Source organism: Rhizobium sp. LEGMi-198b, assembly GCF_054114205.1.
Genome location: NZ_JBSYVH010000003.1, coordinates 236,877 through 257,815, shown reverse-complemented (window position 1 = coordinate 257,815; position 20,939 = coordinate 236,877). Strand labels below are relative to the sequence as shown.

18 protein-coding genes are annotated in these 20,939 nt (G+C 59.3%); 6 read left to right on the top strand and 12 right to left on the bottom strand.

The annotated features are described in order from the left end of the window. The first annotated feature begins 139 nt into the window (after positions 1-139). Both ACXHXG_RS14080 and pepT read left to right on the top strand, forming a co-directional pair. Entirely contained in the window at positions 140-658 is a 519-nt protein-coding gene (locus tag ACXHXG_RS14080) for a DUF992 domain-containing protein (protein WP_104825958.1), read from the top strand. A gap of 354 nt (positions 659-1,012) precedes the next feature. Further along, positions 1,013-2,245, top strand: a complete 1,233-nt coding sequence (pepT, locus tag ACXHXG_RS14075; RefSeq protein WP_457899649.1) for a peptidase T — start codon at positions 1,013-1,015, stop codon at positions 2,243-2,245. A 45-nt stretch (positions 2,246-2,290) separates the two neighbouring features. Here the strand turns inward: pepT and ACXHXG_RS14070 are convergent, their stop codons facing one another. Together ACXHXG_RS14070 and ACXHXG_RS14065 are read right to left on the bottom strand one after the other, a co-directional pair. Next, entirely contained in the window at positions 2,291-3,385 is a 1,095-nt protein-coding gene (locus ACXHXG_RS14070; RefSeq protein ID WP_104827809.1) for an LLM class flavin-dependent oxidoreductase, read from the bottom strand. A gap of 148 nt (positions 3,386-3,533) precedes the next feature. Continuing rightward, positions 3,534-5,417 carry an MFS transporter gene (locus tag ACXHXG_RS14065; protein ID WP_457899648.1) on the bottom strand — a complete coding sequence of 628 codons (1,884 nt, stop codon included), beginning with the start codon at positions 5,415-5,417 and terminating at the stop codon, positions 3,534-3,536. Between the two features lie 528 nt (positions 5,418-5,945). Between ACXHXG_RS14065 and ACXHXG_RS14060 the strand changes: the two genes are divergently transcribed. Next, entirely contained in the window at positions 5,946-7,175 is a 1,230-nt protein-coding gene (locus ACXHXG_RS14060; protein WP_457900005.1) for an ATP-binding protein, read from the top strand. Between the two features lie 35 nt (positions 7,176-7,210). Here the strand turns inward: ACXHXG_RS14060 and ACXHXG_RS14055 are convergent, their stop codons facing one another. The 9 genes from ACXHXG_RS14055 to ACXHXG_RS14015 all read right to left on the bottom strand — a co-directional run bounded on the left by ACXHXG_RS14055 (position 7,211) and on the right by ACXHXG_RS14015 (position 17,061). Then, complete coding sequence (locus tag ACXHXG_RS14055; protein WP_457899647.1) at positions 7,211-8,410, bottom strand: MFS transporter; 1,200 nt, start codon at positions 8,408-8,410, stop codon at positions 7,211-7,213. A 275-nt stretch (positions 8,411-8,685) separates the two neighbouring features. Continuing rightward, the gene (locus tag ACXHXG_RS14050; RefSeq protein WP_104825962.1) at positions 8,686-9,057 is read right to left on the bottom strand and encodes a hypothetical protein; all 372 of its coding nucleotides are present in this window, start codon (positions 9,055-9,057) and stop codon (positions 8,686-8,688) included. A 158-nt stretch (positions 9,058-9,215) separates the two neighbouring features. Next, positions 9,216-10,172: a S1C family serine protease gene (locus ACXHXG_RS14045; protein WP_457899646.1), complete on the bottom strand. Its 957-nt coding sequence runs from the start codon at positions 10,170-10,172 to the stop codon at positions 9,216-9,218. A gap of 256 nt (positions 10,173-10,428) precedes the next feature. Beyond that, positions 10,429-10,845, bottom strand: a complete 417-nt coding sequence (locus ACXHXG_RS14040) for an organic hydroperoxide resistance protein (RefSeq protein WP_457899645.1) — start codon at positions 10,843-10,845, stop codon at positions 10,429-10,431. Positions 10,846-11,127: 282 nt separating this feature from the next. Next, a complete protein-coding gene (msrA, locus tag ACXHXG_RS14035; protein ID WP_457900004.1) occupies positions 11,128-11,859 on the bottom strand; it encodes a peptide-methionine (S)-S-oxide reductase MsrA in 732 nt (243 codons plus the stop codon). A gap of 17 nt (positions 11,860-11,876) precedes the next feature. Further along, a complete protein-coding gene (locus ACXHXG_RS14030) occupies positions 11,877-13,643 on the bottom strand; it encodes a cytochrome c biogenesis protein DipZ (protein WP_457899644.1) in 1,767 nt (588 codons plus the stop codon). A 182-nt stretch (positions 13,644-13,825) separates the two neighbouring features. Beyond that, positions 13,826-15,148, bottom strand: a complete 1,323-nt coding sequence (locus ACXHXG_RS14025) for an ATP-binding protein (protein ID WP_457899643.1) — start codon at positions 15,146-15,148, stop codon at positions 13,826-13,828. Next, positions 15,145-15,885: a response regulator gene (locus tag ACXHXG_RS14020; RefSeq protein ID WP_104827811.1), complete on the bottom strand. Its 741-nt coding sequence runs from the start codon at positions 15,883-15,885 to the stop codon at positions 15,145-15,147. The genes ACXHXG_RS14025 and ACXHXG_RS14020 overlap by 4 nt, the downstream gene beginning before the upstream one ends. A 123-nt stretch (positions 15,886-16,008) precedes the next feature. Further along, complete coding sequence (locus tag ACXHXG_RS14015; protein ID WP_457899642.1) at positions 16,009-17,061, bottom strand: alpha/beta fold hydrolase; 1,053 nt, start codon at positions 17,059-17,061, stop codon at positions 16,009-16,011. 399 nt (positions 17,062-17,460) lie between these two features. Between ACXHXG_RS14015 and repA the strand changes: the two genes are divergently transcribed. From repA to ACXHXG_RS14000, 3 genes are all read left to right on the top strand, one after another. Continuing rightward, on the top strand, positions 17,461-18,636 hold the full coding sequence (gene repA, locus ACXHXG_RS14010) for a plasmid partitioning protein RepA (RefSeq protein ID WP_283053023.1): 1,176 nt from the start codon (positions 17,461-17,463) through the stop codon (positions 18,634-18,636). Continuing rightward, positions 18,633-19,658 (top strand): plasmid partitioning protein RepB, encoded by a 1,026-nt coding sequence (gene repB / locus ACXHXG_RS14005; RefSeq protein ID WP_457899641.1) that lies wholly within the window; start codon positions 18,633-18,635, stop codon positions 19,656-19,658. The genes repA and repB overlap by 4 nt, the downstream gene beginning before the upstream one ends. An 83-nt stretch (positions 19,659-19,741) precedes the next feature. Then, positions 19,742-20,092, top strand: coding sequence for a hypothetical protein (locus tag ACXHXG_RS14000; protein ID WP_104825970.1), 351 nt, complete (start codon positions 19,742-19,744; stop codon positions 20,090-20,092). Between the two features lie 42 nt (positions 20,093-20,134). On the opposite strand, the gene ACXHXG_RS13995 is transcribed toward ACXHXG_RS14000, so the two are convergent. Next, a complete protein-coding gene (locus ACXHXG_RS13995; RefSeq protein ID WP_245464138.1) occupies positions 20,135-20,731 on the bottom strand; it encodes a hypothetical protein in 597 nt (198 codons plus the stop codon). Between the last annotated feature and the right edge of the window lie 208 nt (positions 20,732-20,939).

The following is a 20,939-nucleotide window of genomic DNA, read 5'->3' as shown; positions in this document are numbered from 1 at the left end:
TATATTAGGATGAGTGGAAAGACGATAGCCGCCTCAATTTCGTGGGATCGTTCTGCGATCACGGACGTTAGTTTGGGCCGACTCAACGGCTCGGCGACCGGGTGCCCTGCACCCTGAATACTCTGACAAGGAGAGAAAGATGAATAAATTACTCGCCACGGCATTTTCAGTAGCAGCATTGATCGTCATCGGCGGGACGGGGGTACGCGCGGCCGACCTACAGACCACCTACCAGGAGCCGGACGAGCGCAATGGGGTAAAGATCGGCTATCTTACGTGCGACGTCGGCGGCGGTGTCGGCTATGTGCTTGGCTCTGCAAAAGAGGCCGACTGCGTTTTCCGCTCGACCGTCGGAAAGGAGCGCATTGACCATTATAGCGGTGCGATCAGAAAACTGGGCGTCGATCTCGGCTTCACCACCCGCAGCCGTCTTGTCTGGCTCGTTTTTGCTCCGACAGCCGGCTATCATCATGGTGCGTTAAGCGGCCTTTATACGGGCGTTACCGCGGAGGCGACCCTTGGTGCCGGCGTTGGTGCCAACGTTCTTCTCGGTGGCAGCTCCGGCTCCGTGCATCTGCAGCTAATCAGTGTAACCGGCCAGCTCGGGCTCAACGTCGCCGCTACAGGTACGTCGGTGACGCTGACCACGATAGACTAAGCGTATCTTCATTTGCCAGTTCCGCCCCGTGCGTATCTTCTCTAAGGAGGGTACGCATAGGGTGCGACTACGGATGCATGATGGGACACTTTTAAAACGTGGTCATCGTGCAAATGATTGTCTTTGGTGGGTTACTCAACTACCTGGCTGACGCATTTTCAGCCCCAGACAACGCGTGCCGCCGGCGGTCTCGGTGGCATGGGCACACCCTTCGCGTGTTTGTTGTATTTTATACCACCTAAGGTTATATCTTGCTATACCGACAAAACGCTTCGGCAAAACGAAAATGCATTCACGGCCGCGTCCGCGAGGGCTATAGCTGTCCATCGTCGATGAATACGTGGACCTGAACTCATGACTGATACCGTTATCGATCGCTTCCTTCGCTATGTCGTTATCGACACCCAATCGGATCCCACGTCATCGACGCAGCCGTCTACGGAAAAACAGAGGAATCTTGGCCGACTCCTGGTGGAGGAATTGCTGGCGATCGGCCTTTCCGATGCGCATCTCGATGAGCACGGTTACGTCTATGCAACCGTCCCGTCCAATGTCGACAGGCCAGTGCCGGTCATCTGCTTCTGTTCGCATATGGATACGGCGCCCGATTTCACCGGCACCAATGTCAAGCCGCAAATCCTGCGAAACTATGGTGGCGGCGACATCCAGCTTCCGGGCGATCCGCAACAGGTCATTCGCGTCAGCGACAATCCGGTTCTGCGCGACCAAATCGGCAACGACATCATCACCTCTGACGGCACGACGCTGCTCGGTGCCGATGATAAGGCTGGCCTTGCGGAAATCATGACGGCCGCCCAGTTTTTGGTCGACAATCCGGAGATCGAACACGGAACGATCAAGCTTCTGTTCACGACGGATGAGGAAATCGGACGTGGGGTCGACAAGGTCGATCTGACGAAGCTCGGCGCAGAGTTCGCCTACACCGTCGATGGCGAAACGGCCGGCCATATCGAGGATGAAACCTTTTCCGCCGACGGCGTCGAAATCACCATTCAAGGCGTTGCCATCCACCCAGGTTTTGCCAAGGGTAAGATGGAGAACGCCATCAAAATCGCCGGCGCGATCATTAGCCGGCTTCCGGAAGACATGGCGCCGGAGACGACAGACGGCAGGGATGGTTTTGTCCATCCAACCGGTGTGACCGGTTCGATGGAAAAGGCAGCCCTCAGCTTTATCATTCGCGATTTCAACGATGATGGTCTCGCTGCCAAGGAGGCTATGCTCGAGGCGACCGTAAAGGAGGTGATGACGGAATATCCCGGCTCCACCTATTCCTTCAAGGTCAGGCAGCAGTACCGCAACATGAAGACCATCCTCGACCGCCATCCGGAGATCGCCGACAACGCCATCGAGGCCGTCCGGCGCGCTGGCATGACGCCCGTGCGCGGCAGCATCCGAGGCGGCACCGACGGTTCGCGACTGTCGTTCATGGGCCTGCCCTGCGCCAACATCTTCGCCGGAGGCCATGCCTTTCACTCGCCGCTCGAATGGGTCAGCCGGCAAGACATGGAGAAGGGCGTCAAGACGCTTGTCGAACTGGCAAAACTCTGGGCGGAGCGCGCCTAACGCATGCGATGATAGCGTCGTCTGAAATAGATTGACGCCTTTCCTTCATTCGACTCGAAGCCCCGCCTTTTTCAGCAGAGGGATGACCCGATCGCAGAAATAGGGCAGTTCCTGCGTATAGTTGACGAAGGACAGAGCTATGCCGGCATAGCCCTGGGCAGATATGGCGATCATATCCTCGACGATCTTTTCCGGCGTGCCGATCAACGGATAGCTGCCCGCGCCGCCGGCGAAGCGCTGGCGGTATCGGTCATAGGCATCGCGGTCGTGCGATTGCGAGAATTCCTTCTTGCCGGCCATATGCTGATCGACGGCGGCGTGGTCGGCCATGGTGACGGCGTAGCGGGTGTAATAGTCCTCCGCCTCCTGCTGAGTCTGGCGGCAGACGACGTGGCAGACGGTGTAGACGCCGACATCCCTGCCCTTTCTCTCCGCCCTTTCGCGGATATCGATGACATGTTTTCCGGCATCCGCGATCTCGGTGAAGGTGGTGAAGAGATAGTCGCAGCTCGCCGCCGCAAAATCGCGGCCCGGACCGCCGAAAGCGGCGTTCATCGTCACCGGCCGCGGCGTCTGCAGACTTGCCGGCCGGCTCACGGCTTCCTTCAGCGTGTAATAGGTGCCGGCATAGTCGACTGGATCGTCGGAGGCGTAGACCTTTTCAAGGATCTCCAGCCATTCCGCCGCCTGGTCGTAGCCCTTCTCGACCAGGGGAATGCCGAACATGCCGAATTCCTTCGGGTTCCAGCCGCAGACGATGTTGAGGCCTGCTCGCCCCTGGCTGACATGATCGACCGTCGCCAGCGATTTGGCGGCATAAAGCGGATGCACCAACGGCACATGCACCGTCATGAATAGGCCGATCTTCTCGGTCGCGGCCGCCAGCGCCGCCGCCCAGGTGAAAGTCTCGAACGACCATTCGCGCACCCGGTTCTTACCGCCGAAGCCTCGCCAGCGGGCAATCGGCAGAAAGAATTCCAGCCCGGCGCGATCGGCGATCTGCGCAGCGGTCAGATTGTCCTGCCAGCCAGCGGCCCAGCGTTCCGGCACATCGGTGATCGCCAGCCCGCCATCGGCATTGGCGGAGAATACGCCAAGCTTCAGCCGGTTCGGGCCTTTCAGCGGATGCGGCTTGATCATCTTTCCCTCTTCATTTTCGTCTTCGGCGGGCAAGACGGATGGCGGGTAGAACAGGACTTGCCCAAACATTGCCAATCGTGAAATGCCGGACGTCCGGCACAAAAAAGCCCGGCGCGATGTGGTTTTGCGCCGGGCTTTTCATATGTTGCTACTTGATGGCGTTGAGATCAATGCCCTTGGTGTCGCGGATAAAGATGAGGCCGATGACAAGGCTCATCGCGGCAACCGCGATCGGATACCAGAGACCATAATAGATATCGCCTGTGGCAGCACTCATTGCAAAGACCGTTGCCGGAAGCAGGCCGCCGAACCAACCATTGCCGATATGATAGGGCAAGGACATGCCGGTATAGCGGATGCGGGTCGGAAACATCTCAACCAATATCGCGGCAATGGGACCATAGACCATGGTCACATAGATAACGAGAATGGTGAGAATGGCGATGGTGAGGGGCCAGTTTACCGCATTGGGATCGGCGACCATCTTGAATGCGCCGCCGTTCGCTATGGTGTAAACCGGCATTTCCGTCGCCCCCGCAGCTTGGTCAGCCGTGAGCAGCTTGGCCTTGACGAGGTCAGCCACCGGCGTGACCGTCTTGTCGCCGGCGCGGACCGTCGTTGCATTGAGGCCGAGTTCAGGGTTTGCGGCAATGAAGCCATCCAGCTTGACATCAGGCACCTTGGCGGGATCGCGCGCGAGCGGGAAGCCGGCCTTTTGCAAGGCAAGATTCAGATCATGCGTGAATACTGCGCTCTTTGCGGCAGCGTCCGCGCCGGCGGTGACGGCATTGTACGAGGTGACGGTCGTATCGCCGACCGTCACCGTTGCCGGCTGGCCGGCGGGGCCATCGACGATGGCATAGGGGACGGAGCTCTTCGACAGGAATGAAGTCGCAATGTCGCAGGAGTTGTTGAATTTCGCTGTGCCGACCGGGTTGAACTGGAAGGTGCAATCGTGGGGTGCTGCGGTGACGGTGGCGCGGATCGTCTGCTCCGCCTGGGCGAGAGCCGGGTTTGCCGCGCGGGTCAATGCGTTGAACAGCGGGAAATAGGTCAAGATCGCCAAGGCGAGACCGGCCATGATAATCGGCTTGCGGCCGATCTTGTCGGATAGCCAACCGAACACGACGAAAAAGCCGCTGCCGATCAAGAGCGCTATAGCGATCATGATATTGACGGTTTGGCCATCGACCTTCAGCACGTTCTGAAGGAAGAACAGCGAATAGAACTGGCCCGCATACCAGACGACCGCCTGGCCGGCGGTGAGGCCGAGCAGCGCGAGCAGAGCGATCCTGGCGTTCTTCCACTGGCCAAAAGCCTCAGATAGGGGTGCTTTGGAGCCCTTGCCCTCTTCCTTCATCCTTTGGAAGGCCGGGGATTCACTGAGCGACAGTCGAATCCAAACGGAAATGCCGAGAAGGACGCAGGACAGGATGAAGGGGATACGCCAGCCCCAATCGGCAAAGGCGGTTTTGCCAAGCCAATTCTGCACGACCAGAATGACGATGAGCGACAGGAAGAGCCCGAGCGTTGCCGTCGTCTGGATCCAGGATGTGTAATAGCCGCGCCGGTTGTTGGGCGCATGTTCCGCGACATAGGTCGCCGCGCCGCCATATTCCCCGCCGAGCGCAAGGCCTTGCAACAGGCGCAATCCGATCAGAATGACCGGGGCGATGATGCCCCAACTGGCCGAACCCGGCAGGACGCCGACCAAGAAGGTCGACAGACCCATGATCGTGATCGTGACTAGAAACGTATATTTGCGGCCGACGAGATCGCCGATCCGTCCGAAGACCAGCGCGCCGAACGGCCGGACAAGAAAGCCGGCTGCAAAAGCGAGCAGCGCGAAAATATTGCGGGTCGCCTCCGGATAATCACTGAAAAAGGCCGCACCGATGAATGTGGCCAAGGAACCATAGAGATAGAAATCATACCATTCGAAAACAGTTCCGAGCGAAGATGCAAAGATCACCTTCTTCTCTTCCCTGGTCATACCCCGACCAGAAGTTTCACCTACAGAGGTGCTTACCATTTTTATTCCTCCCAGTTGCACCAAGGATATGGACTGCTGGAGCCGTGCCATACCCTCCCATGTTGGCATTGCGCTTGGTTTCCCGGCCTCTCGGCTGCAAACCAAGCGCCGGCGAATGCCTCCGGATTTCCTCCCCCCAGAGGTTACGCACCTGATGCCCTGGAGAAGTGTTGACCAAAAATTGAAAAATGCAATGCCAGCAACTTACGTCCGCTGTCTAAAACTGTGTGTAAGGCGGTGAGAGGGACAAGGAAATCCGCGATATCGCTCATTCCTTGGTGGTCGCGGTTGAAGGATACCAAGCGCGATCTCCAAAATCGATATGAGAAGAATGGTTTCCGCAGAAGCTACAGCCTCGGATCGTCGAAATCGCTCAATACGGCTGTCTGTTTCAGTTCCGGATCGGACGACTTTAAAATCCGGATTGGACGGTCTTGAAATCCGGATTAGACGAATATAAAATCCGAATTGGACGAAACAAAAATCCGAATTGAACGGAATATCCTTTTGCTTGAAGAAGAAGCTAGCCTGCCCCTTTATTTTCGAGGGGTAACCAAGCAAATCTCGGCAGCTCTGGCCGATACACCTGTCGTGTTGGTCAACGGTCCGCGACAGTGTGGTAAGACCACGCTGGTACGTAGGCTGATGTCGGTCGATCGGCCTTATTTCACCCTCGACGACGACACCACTCTTGCTTCGATCCGTGCTGATCCGACGGGTTTTGTTCGAGACCTCGACGTCGCGACCATCGATGAGGTACAGCGTGCACCTGACCTTTTGCGGGCTATCAAGCGCTCGGTCGATGACGATCGTCGGCCGGGACGATTCCTGCTCACGGGATCAGCGAATATTCTCACTCTGCCGACCGTAGCGGAGAGCCTCGCCGGACGGATGGAAATCATAACGCTTTTGCCGCTGGCTCAATCCGAAATCCGTGGCCTCGGGTCAAGCTTCCTCGACAATGCTTTCTCCGGGCGGGCGATCTCTCCACGGTCGTCCATTGTCGGAAAGGAGCTCGTTGAAGCCGTCCTCATTGGCGGCTATCCCGAGATGATCGGACGCAGTGCACCTAATCGACGCGCCGCCTGGGCAAGAGACTATGTCCAGGCCGTCGTAGAGCGCGACGTGCGTGATATCGCCGACATCGAGAGGCTGGGTCAGATGCCGCATCTGCTCCGCGCGCTCGCGCATCACTCCGGGCAACTTGTCAATTTCACTCAGTTGGCCGGGCAGATCGGCCTGGATGATAAAACGGCCAGGCGTTATGTCGGGTTGTTCGAACAACTCTTTCTCACAAGGCGGATCGAGCCATGGTTCCGTAACCAGCTCAAGCGGCTTGTAAAAACGCCAAAGCTGCATTTTTTGGACTCAGGACTGCTCGCCGCCACCTTAGGCGTTACTCCAGACCGGATTGCCACGAACCGCTCTCTCCTTGGTCCGCTGCTTGAAACCTTCGTCTTGAGCGAGGTCCTCAAACTGGCAACATGGTGCGAGACTGCTCCTACCCTGTACCACTATCGTGACAAGGACCAGGACGAGGTTGATATCATTCTTGAAGACAATACCGGCGCTATCGTCGGCATCGAGATTAAGGCCGCGGCCTCCGTCTCGAATGCGGATTTTAAGGGTCTGCGGAAAATTGGGCAGGTGGCAGGTGATGGTTTTCGGCTCGGGCTTGTGCTTTACGATGGAGACAAAGTCTTGCCTTTCGGCGAACGGCTCTACGCGGCCCCCATCTCATGTCTATGGGGGCCGTGATCATTTACGTCACATGCGTTGGCGCTGCCCTCAAACTATGCCGGTTGAAGCCTGACGCGCTGCAATGGTGGAAAGGCGAGCGCGATGGCGACCGCGCCGAGGCCTACCATGGACGATCCGATGAAGAGCCAGGAATAATTCCCGAACGTATCGAAGATCCAGCCGCCCGCCAGCGGGCCGAATGCCATTCCGATACTCGACAGCATCGTTGCCGCGCCGAAGACGGTGCCGATGACGCGGGGTCCGAAATACTCGCGCGCAAGCACCGCATAGAGGGGCATAACCCCGCCATAGGCGCTGCCGAAGATGACCGCGAGCGCGTAGAATTCGCTAAGCTGGCTGACGAGGAGATAGGTCGCGAGCGCCGCCGCCTGCACCAGCAGGCCCGCGACCAAGACTGGCTTGACGCCGAGCCTGTCTGCAAGCGTGCCATATAGAAGCCGGCCGCCGAGCCCCGCAAGCCCTTCGACGCTGTAGATGCTCACCGCCGCCATCGGCGCCACGCCGCAGATCGTCGCATAGCTTACCATGTGGAAGATCGGCCCTGAATGCGCCGCGCAGCAGGCAAAGAAGGTTCCGCCGAGAACGAGAAATTGCGGCGATCGGAATATCTGTCCGAGCGGTACGTTGGGGCCTTCGGCCGCGGGATCGGTATCCGGGCCCGCCGCAGCCGCAGGGGCGCGTCGCACGAGCAGTGCCGCCGGCACCAGCAGTATCCAGGCGAGAAAACCGATGAGCATCATGGCCGTCTGCCATTCGTAAGCCGAAATGAGCCAGCGGGCGAATGGTGAAATCGTCATCGGCGCAACCCCCATGCCGGCGGAGACCAGTGAAACGGCGAGGCTGCGGTTTTCATCGAACCATGCGGTCGTAGCCGCGATCATCGGCGCGAAGAATGCGCTGGCGGCGAGGCCGACGAGAATGCCGTAGGTCAATTGAAATTCGAGAAGCGATCCCGCCCGACTCGCCAGGACAAGCGCGAGGCCTAGCAGGACTGCGCCCGTCAGTACGACAATACGAGGACCGAAGCGATCGCTTGCCGCGCCCCACAGGAAACCGCCGAGACCCATGACCAGGAAATTGAGCGTCATCGCGCTCGCAATGCCGGCATGCGACCAATTGGTGGCGGTAGCGATCGGCACCTGAAAAATAGCCAGTGAAAACATTGCGCCCAGCGCAACACAGGTCATCAGCGCGCCGGCGGCCACGATGACCCAACGATAGGAATTGCCCATATCCGCTTAACCCCATTTTGCACGATCGATCTTGATGCGGCATAGACGGCCCCGTTCCGCAGCGCCATCCATTCCCTAAGACGCTCGAGCCAGCGTGATTTCGACATGTCCTATCATTTTTATTCTTGGACGTGCGATGAAGGTTACGGCGGATCCGGTCTCATCGAACAGGTGGATGAAAGCTCGCGGATAGCTACAAAGATGACGTCGCCTGCTTTCGCGCGGCAGACGCCGCGTTGGGCGATGGTGAAGGGATGTCCGGCTAGCGGATCCACCTATTTCCAATTCTCGCGCCGCCACTCCTCCACGCGCTCATCCATATCGATGCTTCCTCTTTCCGTCAGGATGTTCAGCGCGGCGTCGTGCTGCGCCTTGCTCACTTCCTGCACGGTCAGCAGGACGCCCCCGCGCCGGAGCGCCTCCGCATAGTTCTTGCGCTGCTCTTCCGTGAAGAAGAACCCGGTCAGCGCGTCGAGGAAGCCGATATGGTCGATCGGCGGTATGTCGGGCCGGTTTCCCGGTGTCATGGTGATGGCGTCTTTCGGGATGCCGGCCTCTATGAGCTCTTCGGACGCCTTTTCGGCGTCGGACTCGTCGTCAAAAAATGCGCTGAGCGCATGCGAGCCCGGTCTTCCTGCGATTTCCATGGTGTTTCTCCATCGCTATACTTGTGTCATAACGACGGCGACACGTCACGGTTCCCCGTCGAGGTCGCTAGGAGAAGCGCGGAGCCCCTCGTCACCCGCGCGTCGCGGTGCCGCTCGCACCTGAGCCGCCAATTCGAACGGCCGCTTTCGCCGGATATTTACGACCGGGCAACCGGCAGCAAGTTTCGTTTCTCAATTCGGCCTGCGACAGAGAAGACGAGCAGATCGGTGTTTCGGCCGATTCTCTCGCCGCTCATCAATCTGACGATATCGTCGACACCGCCGACCGGGGTACCGTCGATCGCCAGAATGTAGTCGCCGTCCCGCAAGCCTGCGCGATCGGCAGGACCGCCGGGTTCCACCCGTCTGATGCGCACCGAGGTTGTCTGGCCGGTGCCGGCTTCAAGGGCGATCCTGCGAGGCAGCTCGATCGTATCGCCGGCGATCCCGATGAAAGCGCGCCGGACCTGGCCATACCGCAGTATTTCCGAAACCACGAAGTTCGCCGTATTGGAGGCCACCGCGAATGCGATGCTCTGCGCGCCCTGGATGACGGCCGTATTGACCCCGATGACCTCGCCGCTCGACGACACCAGCGGGCCTCCGGAATTACCGGGATTGAGCGCGGCGTCGGTCTGAATGACGTCGTCCATCAACCGCCCGCTCGCGGACCGCATCGAGCGACCGAGTGCCGATACGATGCCGGCGGTCACCGTCCACTCGAAGCCGAGCGGATTGCCGATGGCGATCGCGATGTGGCCCCTGCGCAGACGCTTGGAGTCTCCGAGCCGGGCCCAGGCGCCGACGCCGGAATTCGCTCGGATGAGAGCGATGTCGGTGTCCACGTCGCGTCCAAGGACGCGACCTTCCGTGATGGAACCGTCAGGTGTGGTGATGCGGACAATCCTGGCATCGTCGACAACATGGTTGTTGGTGACGATCAGCCCGTCCGGCGAGACGGCGAAGCCGGAACCATGCCCGCCCCTGCCGCCAACCCGCTCGATCCGGCTGACCGCCGGGCCGACCATATCCACTGCCCCAGCTATCGATTGAGAATATACATCTATCAGTGCCCCGTCGTCCGCGGGCACTATGTCCTTATCTATGAAACCCATCGTTTGATCCTCAAACAGCGGCGCCTATCGCCGCTGCCGTCGGCGATCACAGGGATGCCTGGTTCGCCATGACGCTGTCGTTAAGATTAGATGGATGGGCGTCGGCTTGCGTTCAAGTCGGGATGCGAGGCTCTGGCTGGCAGAGAGCTTTGATGTCCGCTAGGACGCCTTATTGAATCGCACGCCGGCTCTCTTGCCGGCGTGCGATGATGATGATCCCAATGAAGGAGGCGCAGCGTCTGTAAGGCGGATTCGCTCAGACCACGTTGATTACGACATCGATGTTGCCGCGGGTGGCTTTGGAATAGGGGCAGGTCTGGTGCGCAGCGTCCACGAGGGCCTGGGCGACGTCGCGCTCGACGCCCGGCAGACTGACGTTGAGACGGGCCTGAAGGAAATAGGCGCCGTCGACGAGGCACAGATCTACCTCGGCGTCGATGGCTGCGTCGGCCGGGACGGCGACCTTCATCTTGCGGGCAGCAAGTCCGATGGCACCTTCGAAGCAGGCTGACCAGCCGGCAGCGAAGAGCTGCTCCGGATTGGTGCCGCTGCCGGAGGTGCCAGGAGAGGAAAGCTTGACGTCGAGACGGCCATCGGAGCTGCGCGACGCGCCGTCGCGGCCGCCGGTGGTGTGGGTCTTGCCGGTGTAGAATACCTTATCGGTCTGGGTCATGATGTCGGTTCCTTTGAAGCGGTTGATAGCGTCCTCTTGGGACGCAATGACTGCTGACCAGCCATTGCCCGCATAAAGCGCTGGTGACGTATCCGGCATGTGTCCTGATTGAGCCGAAGTGTAACGGAGTGTGGGATAGCAGCGGCTGTGTACATTGCCGTACAAAGCAAGCCGGTCGGCACTTCTTGAAATGAAAAACTCCTCCGGCCTGGCGCCAGAGGAGTTTTGTTTCGGCAGACAGTCAGAAGCTTATAAGGCAGAGTAGGCGCTTCGAGGCCTCCGTCAGCCCTGGCCATCCGAGACCAGAACGGGTTTCTCCCGATAGGTTTGGGGAAAGAGGTTCTTCAGATTGTCGACCTTCGGCTGCTCGTTGATCACGATATAGAGCTGGCCAGGATTGTTGGCCATGTAGTTCTGATGGTAGACCTCGGCCTTGTAGAAGGGGTTGCCGGGCTCGACGGCCGTTGCAATCTTCGCCTTGAAGACATGGGCCGTTTCCAACTGAGCGATATAATCCGAGGCGACTTTCCCCTGCTCCGCGTCGGCCGGAAAGATAGCGGAGCGATACTGCGTGCCGCTGTCAGGTCCTTGCCGGTCGATCTGTGTGGGATCGTGCGCGACCGAGAAGTAGATTTGCAGCAGCTTGCCATAGCTGATCTTCTTGGGATCGAAGACGATTTGCACGGCTTCGGCATGGCCCGTGGTTCCGGTTTCCGTCTGCTCGTAGTTCGCGGTCTCCGCACTGCCGCCGGCATAACCGGACGTTGCGCTGATGACGCCGTCGACATGCTGGAACACACCTTGCATGCCCCAGAAACATCCGCCGGCGAACACGGCGGTTTGCTGGCTGGTTGTGTCCGCCACGTCATGAATCGCGGGTGGAACCAGCCGCGGTTCTTCGGCGGCCGATGAATTGCCGAGAAGCGCCGCACCGAGAAAGCCGAGCAGACCTCCGGTAATCAGAAAGGGACGGACGATCCCAAAACGGGTGATAGACTTCGAACGCGTTTTCATCTGCATCATTCCGCTCCTCATCCAAAGGTGAATACGTAGGCTTCGACGCCGGGATCGAGGAAGCGGACCGTGAAGGTCCGTTCCCCGACATCGCCGGCTTGGCGCACGAGCTGATAAAGGCGTGTTTCAGTAACGGTACCGTTGCCTTCGGCGTCGGTGTCGGCGCCGTGGCTTGCACCAGGCACCTTGCCATCGATCGTCACCTGAAACCGCACGGACTTGCCGTCGGCGCCGGGGCCCAGAACGAAGTGCAGGTCACGGGCACTGAATCGATAGGTGATACTGCCGCCGGCCTTGTTAAGCGTCCCCTGTTCGGGACCGATCGTCCAGTTGCCGGAGAGGCCCCATTCGTTGAGACCGGGTTCGCCTGTCGTGTAGTCCTGGGCGGCATTCCCGCTCAGGCCTTCCGGCGATACGAAGTTCGAAGCCTCCTTATAGCCGATATAGGTCTCGCCGGATTTGATATTGCCGAGATCAGGTGCCGCCTCGGCGCCGGGCGCGTTTGGCCTGACCATATTGTTTTCGGCGACTTGGCTGCCGGCGTCGGCGAGCAGTTCCTGAATGACTTTTTCGGAGGTGTCGTATTCCCCCTCCCCGAAAACATGGTGCCTGATCTGCCCCCTGGCATCGACGAAATAGAGAGCCGGCCAATAGCTGTTCTGGAACGCCTGCCAGATCCGGTAGTTGTTATCGATGGCGACGGGATAGCCGATCTGGAAGTCCTTGAGGGCTCCCTTGACGTTGTCGATCTTCTTCTCGAAGGCGAATTCTGGCGCATGGACGCCGATCACGACCAGCCCCTGATCCCGGTATTTTTCCGCCCAGGCTTTGATGTAGGGGATGGTGCGGATGCAGTTGATGCAGGAATAGGTCCAGAAATCCACCAGCACGACCTTGCCGCGCAATTGCTCAGCGGTAAGCGGCGGCGAGTTCAGCCACTCGACGGCGCCGTCCAGCGAGGGAAGCCGGCCTTCGACGGGAAGCTTGCTCTTGAAGCGAGGCTTTGCCGCGGCCATCATCGGTGTGTTGCTGGCCACCATCGTCGCTGCCGGCTCCCGGTGATCTGCGTTGAAATTATCGAGAACGGCCTGCTCGAATGTCGAGGTACTGGCATAGGACAGGCGGGCCAGAAATCCCGTGTCGAAGCCAAGCGCAATCGCCGCGACTCCGGCGAGGACCGCCGCGCCGAGCGCCTGGCGAATTCTTTCGCCGGAACCAACCGAGCTTTTCATGGCGGTGAAGACTCGGCCGCCGATCAGAAGCGCAGCAGCGAGTGATGTTGCCGCACCCGCCGCATAGGCCAGCAGCAGCAATGTCGTGCGGGCATTCGCCCCCTGAAGGGCGGCACCTGTCAGGATCAAGCCAAGGATAGGGCCGGCACAGGGCGCCCACAGCAGCCCGGTTGCGATGCCGAGAGCCAGGGAACGCCCAACTGTCGAGCCGGAGCGTTGGCCGGGCGAATTCATCAGCCTGTTTCCCAAGGCGACGATCGGCCGGGTTAGGATGCTGGCTGCTTGCGGCGAGACAAGCGCCACGCCGAAGACGGCGAGCAAGGTGACGGCGGCGTAGCGGCCATACTCGTTGGCATGGACGGCCCAGCCACCGCCGACGGCCGCAAGGGTCGCAACTGCGGTAAAGGTCATCGCCATGCCGGCGAGCATTGGCAGGCTGCTTTTAACGAAGGGCTGCCCGGCACGGGCAAAGACAAAGGGAAGAACGGGGAGAATACACGGGCTGAGGATTGTCAGCACGCCCCCGAGATAGGCAATGACAAGTAGCGTCATCTTCGTTTCCTTTGAAGGGATTGATCGGGCGCCGAGGCGCAATGGCCGACGAGCAGCCATTGGCCGCATAAGGGGGAGCGGACGTATCCCGCATGTGTCCCGATCGGGCGAAAATGTAACGAAGTGTTTGACGAGGGGGAGCCGCTACGTTCGGATACAAACCGATCGCGGCCCTCCGCTTCTTAGCGGACCGAGATTTCCGCCGACAGCCCGCCGCCCACGCGGTTGCGCAAGGTGAGCGAACCGCCAATCGCAAGGGCGAGCTGGCCGGCGATCGCCAATCCCAATCCGGTTCCCCCGGTTCCGCGGCTTCGGGATTGTTCGAGCCGGAAGAAAGGTTGCATCACGGCGTCGAGCTGATCCTCTGGAATGCCGGGACCGCGGTCGAGCACTTTGATGAGGACTGCCCCGGTACTGTCCTTCTGTACGGAAATCTCCGCGGTGCCCGCGAACTTGAGCGCGTTGTCGATGAGGTTTGTCAGGATTCGTCTCAGAGCATGAGGCCGCGTGACGATTGCGCCATCGATCTTGTCGGCGACCATCACGGCTTTGCCGGTGTCCTGGTAGTCATAGGCAAGGCTCTCGACGAAGGAGCCGATGTCTATGCGGGAGGGTTTCTCGGTATTTCCATGGGCGCTGCGGGCATAGGCCACCCCTTCGTGGACAAGTCGTTCGATTTCGGCGAGATCTTGAACCAGCTTTTCCTTCTCTGCGGAATCTTCCGCGATTTCGGCGCGGAGCTTCATGCGCGTGATGGGCGTTTGAAGATCGTGGGAGATCGCGGCGAGAATCTGCACCCTCTCCTCAAGATAGTGGGCGATGCGATCCCGCATCGCATTGAAGGCGCGGGCGGCATGGGCGACCTCGGTTGGCCCCGCTTCCGCCAGGCGCGGCGTCTTCTTGTTCGGATCAAGAGCGTCGGCGGCATGGGCGAGGTTCACTAGCGGCCGGATCGCTTGCCGGACGACGAGCCAGGTGCAGAAAATGAGAAGACCGAGTTGCACGAGAAGAACGAAAGGCAGCCACTGGGCCAGCGGCATGATGGGTGCGGGATTGACGTCGATCGTCAGCGGATTGCCGTCGCTTAGGGTCAGATGGGCCTGGAGGCGTTTGCCGTCACCCGGTATCGATTCGAAGCGGATGGGGAAACGCTTGCCGACGGCATCCTGTATTTTTCCGGCGATCTGCCTGCCCTGCTCCGTAATATCGGGCACGCCGGGAAGACCTGGCCCGAGGACAAAACGGTAGGTTCCGCGATCGAGGCGGTCCAGCCAATCGGCCCGCTCGGCGGCCGGCAGACGGTCGAGAACGGCGATCGAGGTCCCCACATCGTTCTCTAGTGTGTTGAGCATCACCGTCTTGGCCGATATGTAGCGTTCGAGGAACTGGACGCTGAAGGTAAGCCCCTGCGCCAGCAGCAGCCCGGCGAGAAGGATCAGGAACAGCCTTGATCCCAAGGTACGAGGCCAGGGCCGGAATCCTCGAAACCGCGCGACGGCGTTCATCGGCGCAGCTCGGATATTTCGACCGGCATTGCGAAAACATAGCCTTCGCTGCGGACGGTTTTGATATAGGCAGGCTCGCGCGCATCATCGCCCAGGCGCTGGCGAAGCCGGCTCACCAGCAGGTCGATGGACCGGTCGAACAATTCGGCGTCCCGCCCCTGCGTCAGGTTCAGGAGCTGATCCCGGTTAAGGACGCGTTGCGGATGGTCGATGAAGACACGGAGCAGACGATATTCCGCGCCGCTGAGCGCGATCGCCGTTCCTTCGCGATCGAGCAGATGCCGGCCGGTCGTGTCGAGCTGCCAATCGCCAAAGGACAGGAGCTGACCGACTTCCGTCACCTGAAGATTGGGCGGAAGCATGCGGGTGCGGCGCAGGATTGCCTTGATGCGGGCTAGGAGCTCGCGTGCAGCAAACGGCTTTACCAGATAGTCGTCCGCGCCCATCTCCAGGCCGATGATACGATCCGTCTCATCGTTGCGTGCGGTCAGCATCAGGATCGGTGTCGACTTGTGCTTGCCGGCGCGCAACTCGCGACAGAGAACCAGGCCGTCATCGCCCGGCATCATCACATCGAGGACGATGAGATCGACGGAGCTTGTTTCCAGAAACGCCCGCATATGCCGGCCGTCCGCGGCGACGGTGACGCGCAGCCCATTCTTTTTAAGATAGCTCGACACCAGCTCACGGATTTCACGATCGTCATCAACGATGAGGATGTGGTCGATGTGATCCATCATTGGGTGCCCTCTTTTGTCCGCAACGGCGCAGCAGCAATTTTTGAACGGTAGCTCGATGCCCTAAACAGATTATTGCCGGCAGCGGTATTCTATACCAGTGCCGGCGCCCTGCTCGGAAGATCAGAATCTGTCGACGTCGATGATCGCCTGGGCGAAAGCTTGCGGGGCCTCCTGCGGCAGGTTGTGGCCGATGCCGCCATCGATGGTCCGATGCTGATACTTGCCCGTAAACTTATTGCGATAGGCGGCGGGTTCGGGATGCGGCGCACCGTTCACATCGCCTTCCATTGTGATGGTGGGCGCACTGATCACCGGAGCCTTTGCCAGCCGCTTTTCCAGATCGTCATATTGCGCCTCGCCTTCCGCGAGGCCCAGTCGCCAGCGATAATTGTGAATGACGATGGCAACGTGATCCGGATTGTCGAAGGATGCGGCGCTGCGTTCGAAGGTCGCGTCGTCGAAATTCCACTTTGGCGAAGCGATCTGCCAGATAAGCCTGGCAAAGTCGCTCCGATATTTTGCGTAACCCGCCTGCCCACGCTCCGTGGCAAAATAGTACTGGTACCACCATTGAAGCTCGGCCTTCGGCGGCAGCGGAGTCTTGCCGGCTTCTTGGTTGCCGATCAGATAACCGCTGACGGAAACCATGGCCTTGCAGCGCTCCGGCCACAGCGCCGCGAGAATGTTGACCGTTCGCGCACCCCAATCGAAGCCGCCAAGGATCGCCTTCTGGATTTTCAGGGCATCCATCAAGGCAAGGATATCGACAGCGACGACCGCCTGCTGGCCATTGCGGACCGTATCCTTTGAAAGAAAGCGCGTCGTGCCGTAGCCGCGCAGATAGGGAATGATCACGCGGTAGCCTTGCTGCGCCAGCAAGGGAGCAACGTCGACAAAGCTGTGGATGTCATAAGGCCAGCCATGCAGAAGAATGACCGGTGGACCATCGGCGGGGCCGGCTTCCGCATATCCGATATTCAGCACGCCCGCATCAATCTGCTTGAGAGGACCGAAGGACGTATTCGTCCCCGGCTTAACCGCGGGCAGGGCCGTGGGCTTGGTCTCCGCGGACTGTGCTTGTGCGATTCCGAACATGCCAAGCTGAGCGGCGGCGATGGTCATGGCCGCGGTACCAAAAAAGCGGCGGCGGTGATGGTTGATGTCTTCGGACATTGATCTCTCTCCAGTGGGGCCTTGGGTCGTCGTGAAGAAACCGCTTCCATGTATCCGCGATGTGTCGCGATCCCCTCGGGTTTGAATGGGGATGTAACTTTTACCGCTCCGGATACAATTGGTTACAAAGGATGGTGCGCGCGCGCCGTTTAACAGCACTACGCTACCAAGCTCGCCTGCCGCACCGCAATGTTCCCCGTGGGGAACTCCCTTATTTTGACGTATCAGGGTAAAAGTTCCCCGCGGGGAACCCGCGCGGTTGCTCCCGCCGATAGAATCGCGCTACCTCTTTATCTACGCAAAATGTGAGTAATATCGGCATTCAGCGTAATTACGAGATCCTTCATTAAACATTTACCATCGAGGCGCTTAGTAAGCCGGCCAAAATGGGAGAGTGCCGTGACACGACATCTGAGCAGCCTCGCCTTCATGCAGACATTCTCTGCGAAACTCGACGTTGCGCTGGGCAATCTTAGCCTCGCGCAATTTCCCCCGAATGCCCGCCGCACGATGCGCAAATTCAGCTCCTCCGAGGTCGCTGAGCTGCTCAACGTTACAGAGGCTTATATCAGGCAGATTTCGCTGAAAGAGCAGGGGCCGTCACCGGAAGTCGCAAATGGTCGGCGTCTCTACACGATGGAGCAGATCCTCGAGCTTAGGATGCACCTCGCGCAAAATGGCCGGAAGAAGCGGATGAACCCGCGCCGGATAGGCGCCGAACAATGCCAGATCCTGGCCGTCACGAATTTCAAGGGCGGTTCCAGCAAAACATCGACCACGATTCATCTCGGCCATTATCTGGCCTTGAAAGGTTATCGCGTGCTTGCGGTGGATCTCGATCCGCAGGCGTCGTTGACCAGCCTTCACGGAAGCCTGCCCGATTTCGATTACCGCGATGGCGACACGCTCTATTCGGCCATTCGTTTCGAAGATCCTGTGCCCACCGAGCAGGTGATCCATCAGACGCATATTGCCGGCTTCGATGTTATCTGCGCCGGTCTCGAGTTGACGGAATTCGAAACGGCCGTCGCTCTGGAAATGCGTAAATCCGCCGGCACGAGCTTCCTGCTACGCGTTTCGCAGGCATTGGAGCAGATCGCGGATCGCTACGACATCATCCTGATGGATTCGGCGCCGTCGCTGAACTTCCTCACCCTGTCGTCGCTGACGGCGGCGACGGGCGTTCTGATCCCTGTTCCCGCCCATATGCTCGATGTCGACTCGACGGCAAAATTCCTCGAGCTTGCCGGATCCTACATGCAGATCCTTGAGCAGGTGGGCACCTCGGCGCAATGGGATTTCGCCAAGTTCCTGATCACCAAATTCGAGCCGAACGATCATCCGCAGGCGAATATGACGGCGCTGATGCGGCAGGTGTTTGGCGACGATCTTCTTTTGAATTCGGTGATCAAGTCAACCGCTGTCGCCGATGCCCTGACTTGGAAGCAGAGCCTTTACGAAGTGCAGCGCGCCAGATTCTCCGCTCCGAAGACCTATGACCGCGCAATTGAATCAATCAATGCCGCGAACGCCGAAATCGAAGAGCTTTTTTGGAGAGCATGGGGGCGCGAATGAGCAGAAAAGATTCCAAAGGCATGTTCGCCAACCTCTTGGTCGGGCTCGGCCAGGAGGCATCCACGCCGCCGCTCGCGACATCGCCGTCGCCGCATCTCCTCAAGGTCGCAGCCGGCGTTCGCCAGCTTCAGGAGCGCGGCGAACTTGCCGATAAGCTATTGCGGAATGCGGATCATATTATCGAACTTGACGTGGACGTGGTTTTGCCGTCGCAGATACGGGATCGGTTCGACGGCGCTTACGAAGCCGACCGGCTCCAGGACCTTGTACAGTCGATGCGTGAGCACGGACAGACCACCCCCGGTCTGGTTCGACCCATCGACGGGGAGGGCGGTAAATTTCAGATCGTCTTCGGCCGGCGCCGTCTTGCGGCGGCAAAGCTTCTCGGCATTAAGTTCAGAGCGATTGTCCGTGATCTTTCGGACGAACAGGCGATCGTCATCCAGGGCGAAGAAAATGCCAACCGTGATGACCTGTCCTTTATCGAGAAGTGCGTTTTCGCCCTCAGCCAGGAAGAGGCAGGGTTTAAGCGCGAAGTGATCTGTGCCTCGCTGGCGACCGGAAAGTCGCACGTCTCCGAGATGCTGCAGGTCGCAAGAAGCTTTCCGAAAGCCGTCCTGGCGGGCATTGGCGCTGCTCCGGAGACCGGCCGGCGGCGCTGGGTGCAATTGGCGGAGCGTTGGAGCGCAAATGCCGATGCTGCAGGGATTGCGGAGCGTGTTCTCGCGGAACCGGACGTTCAGCCTCTTTCCAGCGATAGCAGGTTTGCCGCCGTGCTGAGCGCAGTCTCCCCCGCCAACAAGGCGTCTCCGCACGCTGCGGATCTCGTTCAAGACGTCGTTTCCAAGGGGTTGACGCTTGCCGTGGTCAACTACGCCAAGTCGGGAACCAAGCTTACCTTCACGAAAGCCGTGCCCGACGATTTCGTGCAATATCTGCTGAGCCGGATCGAGGGGTTGCACGAAGAATATCTCGGCAAATCCCATAAGGCAGAGAGCCAGAGTAAGCGGGAGGCTCGGTAGGTCTGGACAGAAAGCAGCAGGGGTGCTTGGCTGAACCAACTATCTCGACGACCTGGTCGTCATTGACGGGATCACAAAGCGACATGGCGCCGGAAACGGACGATCAGGAAAAAATCGATTCGACCTTTCGCAACGGATCCTTGACCGCCGTTGGGATTATTGTCGGTTTCTCGTTGAGTTTCATCAATCGCTGGGTTTCCGGTCCGAACGACTGGAGCCGCGTCGATATTCTGCCGATGGCGGTCATGGTCGTCGGCATTGCCGTGCAGGTGAAAGTCTTCGCCGATTTGCTCGCAAGGGATTCGCTGCTGGTCGTCAAATACGACCGCGCCCGCCGTCTTTTTCTAATCGGGGTGCTCATCGTGGCGGCTGGGATCGCAATCGCTCTTGCAAACGACATTCTTGGCATCAGCAGTCAGAAGATGCTTGGTTAGACCGCTTTTCGTTGGCGAAACGACCCCGATCCGCTCACTGTTCTAGATCCGTCGAAGCGCGATATCGCTGGTTATCGCCGATTTTCCGGTTTTCGGATCACGGTCGATCGTTCGCAGATTGAGGCTATTGCCGCCGATTTTTTGTATTAGCATGTTCGCGGACCGGTCGCCGTTGACCTCTTTTGCCCAATGAACGACGAGATCGATGGTATTGCCCTGACGCACTCCAGACAGGCCGGAGCGTCCCCCCGAGGGGCCGACGTAAACGCCGTTGTAGCGCTGGCCGTTCACTCGAAGATCCGCCGAGATCGCACGGCTTACCACGAGTAAAGCCCGACAATTGCCGCGCATGGAAAGCGACGGCGCGCTCGCCGTCACTGCAAATGTACATGTGACGTCGATTGGCGAGGTTCCCAGCCGCCTGATGATGGTTCCCTTGCCACTCCATTTTCCCTGCAGAGATTGAAGGAAACCGCTGTCGTCCGCCGCGGCCAAGCTTGGGAAGAGGCCAATGGATAAGGTCAGGGCGAGCCGCGCGAGGAAAGACACGGCAGACCACCTCAATGTCGAATCTTCGTCAACGCCTGCCCGGCTTGCAAGTTCCAGGAAGCGCCGCGCGATGTTCACGGGTTCTGCCATTGGATAGTCCTCCGTGTCAGGAAAGCGGATCAAGCGGTTCTCGGTGTACCAACGGTCTGTTCTGATGAATTGAAATTGCCGACGCTCGATAAGCTACCGCCTTTCGTTAGCTCATCGAAATTTAATTTTGAGCTCATTTACGGCTGCTAATACTGCATTCTGTGCTGCCGCCAGAGATATGGCTCCCGTTCGGGTTGGGATAGCGGAA

Excerpts from the sequence above, each read along its gene's own strand:
- ACXHXG_RS14070 (WP_104827809.1), bottom strand. The coding sequence starts at position 3,385 with ATGATCAAGCCGCATCCGCTGAAAGGCCCGAACCGGCTGAAGCTTGGC.
- ACXHXG_RS14065 (WP_457899648.1), bottom strand. The coding sequence starts at position 5,417 with ATGGTAAGCACCTCTGTAGGTGAAACTTCTGGTCGGGGTATGACCAGG.
- repB (WP_457899641.1), top strand. The coding sequence starts at position 18,633 with ATGAGCAGAAAAGATTCCAAAGGCATGTTCGCCAACCTCTTGGTCGGG.
- ACXHXG_RS14030 (WP_457899644.1), bottom strand. The coding sequence starts at position 13,643 with ATGACGCTACTTGTCATTGCCTATCTCGGGGGCGTGCTGACAATCCTC.
- ACXHXG_RS14050 (WP_104825962.1), bottom strand. The coding sequence starts at position 9,057 with ATGGAAATCGCAGGAAGACCGGGCTCGCATGCGCTCAGCGCATTTTTT.
- ACXHXG_RS14025 (WP_457899643.1), bottom strand. The coding sequence starts at position 15,148 with ATGAACGCCGTCGCGCGGTTTCGAGGATTCCGGCCCTGGCCTCGTACC.
- ACXHXG_RS14080 (WP_104825958.1), top strand. The coding sequence starts at position 140 with ATGAATAAATTACTCGCCACGGCATTTTCAGTAGCAGCATTGATCGTC.
- ACXHXG_RS14040 (WP_457899645.1), bottom strand. The coding sequence starts at position 10,845 with ATGACCCAGACCGATAAGGTATTCTACACCGGCAAGACCCACACCACC.
- ACXHXG_RS14055 (WP_457899647.1), bottom strand. The coding sequence starts at position 8,410 with ATGGGCAATTCCTATCGTTGGGTCATCGTGGCCGCCGGCGCGCTGATG.
- ACXHXG_RS14015 (WP_457899642.1), bottom strand. The coding sequence starts at position 17,061 with ATGTCCGAAGACATCAACCATCACCGCCGCCGCTTTTTTGGTACCGCG.
- ACXHXG_RS13995 (WP_245464138.1), bottom strand. The coding sequence starts at position 20,731 with ATGGCAGAACCCGTGAACATCGCGCGGCGCTTCCTGGAACTTGCAAGC.
- pepT (WP_457899649.1), top strand. The coding sequence starts at position 1,013 with ATGACTGATACCGTTATCGATCGCTTCCTTCGCTATGTCGTTATCGAC.
- msrA (WP_457900004.1), bottom strand. The coding sequence starts at position 11,859 with ATGAAAACGCGTTCGAAGTCTATCACCCGTTTTGGGATCGTCCGTCCC.
- ACXHXG_RS14000 (WP_104825970.1), top strand. The coding sequence starts at position 19,742 with ATGGCGCCGGAAACGGACGATCAGGAAAAAATCGATTCGACCTTTCGC.
- ACXHXG_RS14045 (WP_457899646.1), bottom strand. The coding sequence starts at position 10,172 with ATGGGTTTCATAGATAAGGACATAGTGCCCGCGGACGACGGGGCACTG.
- ACXHXG_RS14020 (WP_104827811.1), bottom strand. The coding sequence starts at position 15,885 with ATGGATCACATCGACCACATCCTCATCGTTGATGACGATCGTGAAATC.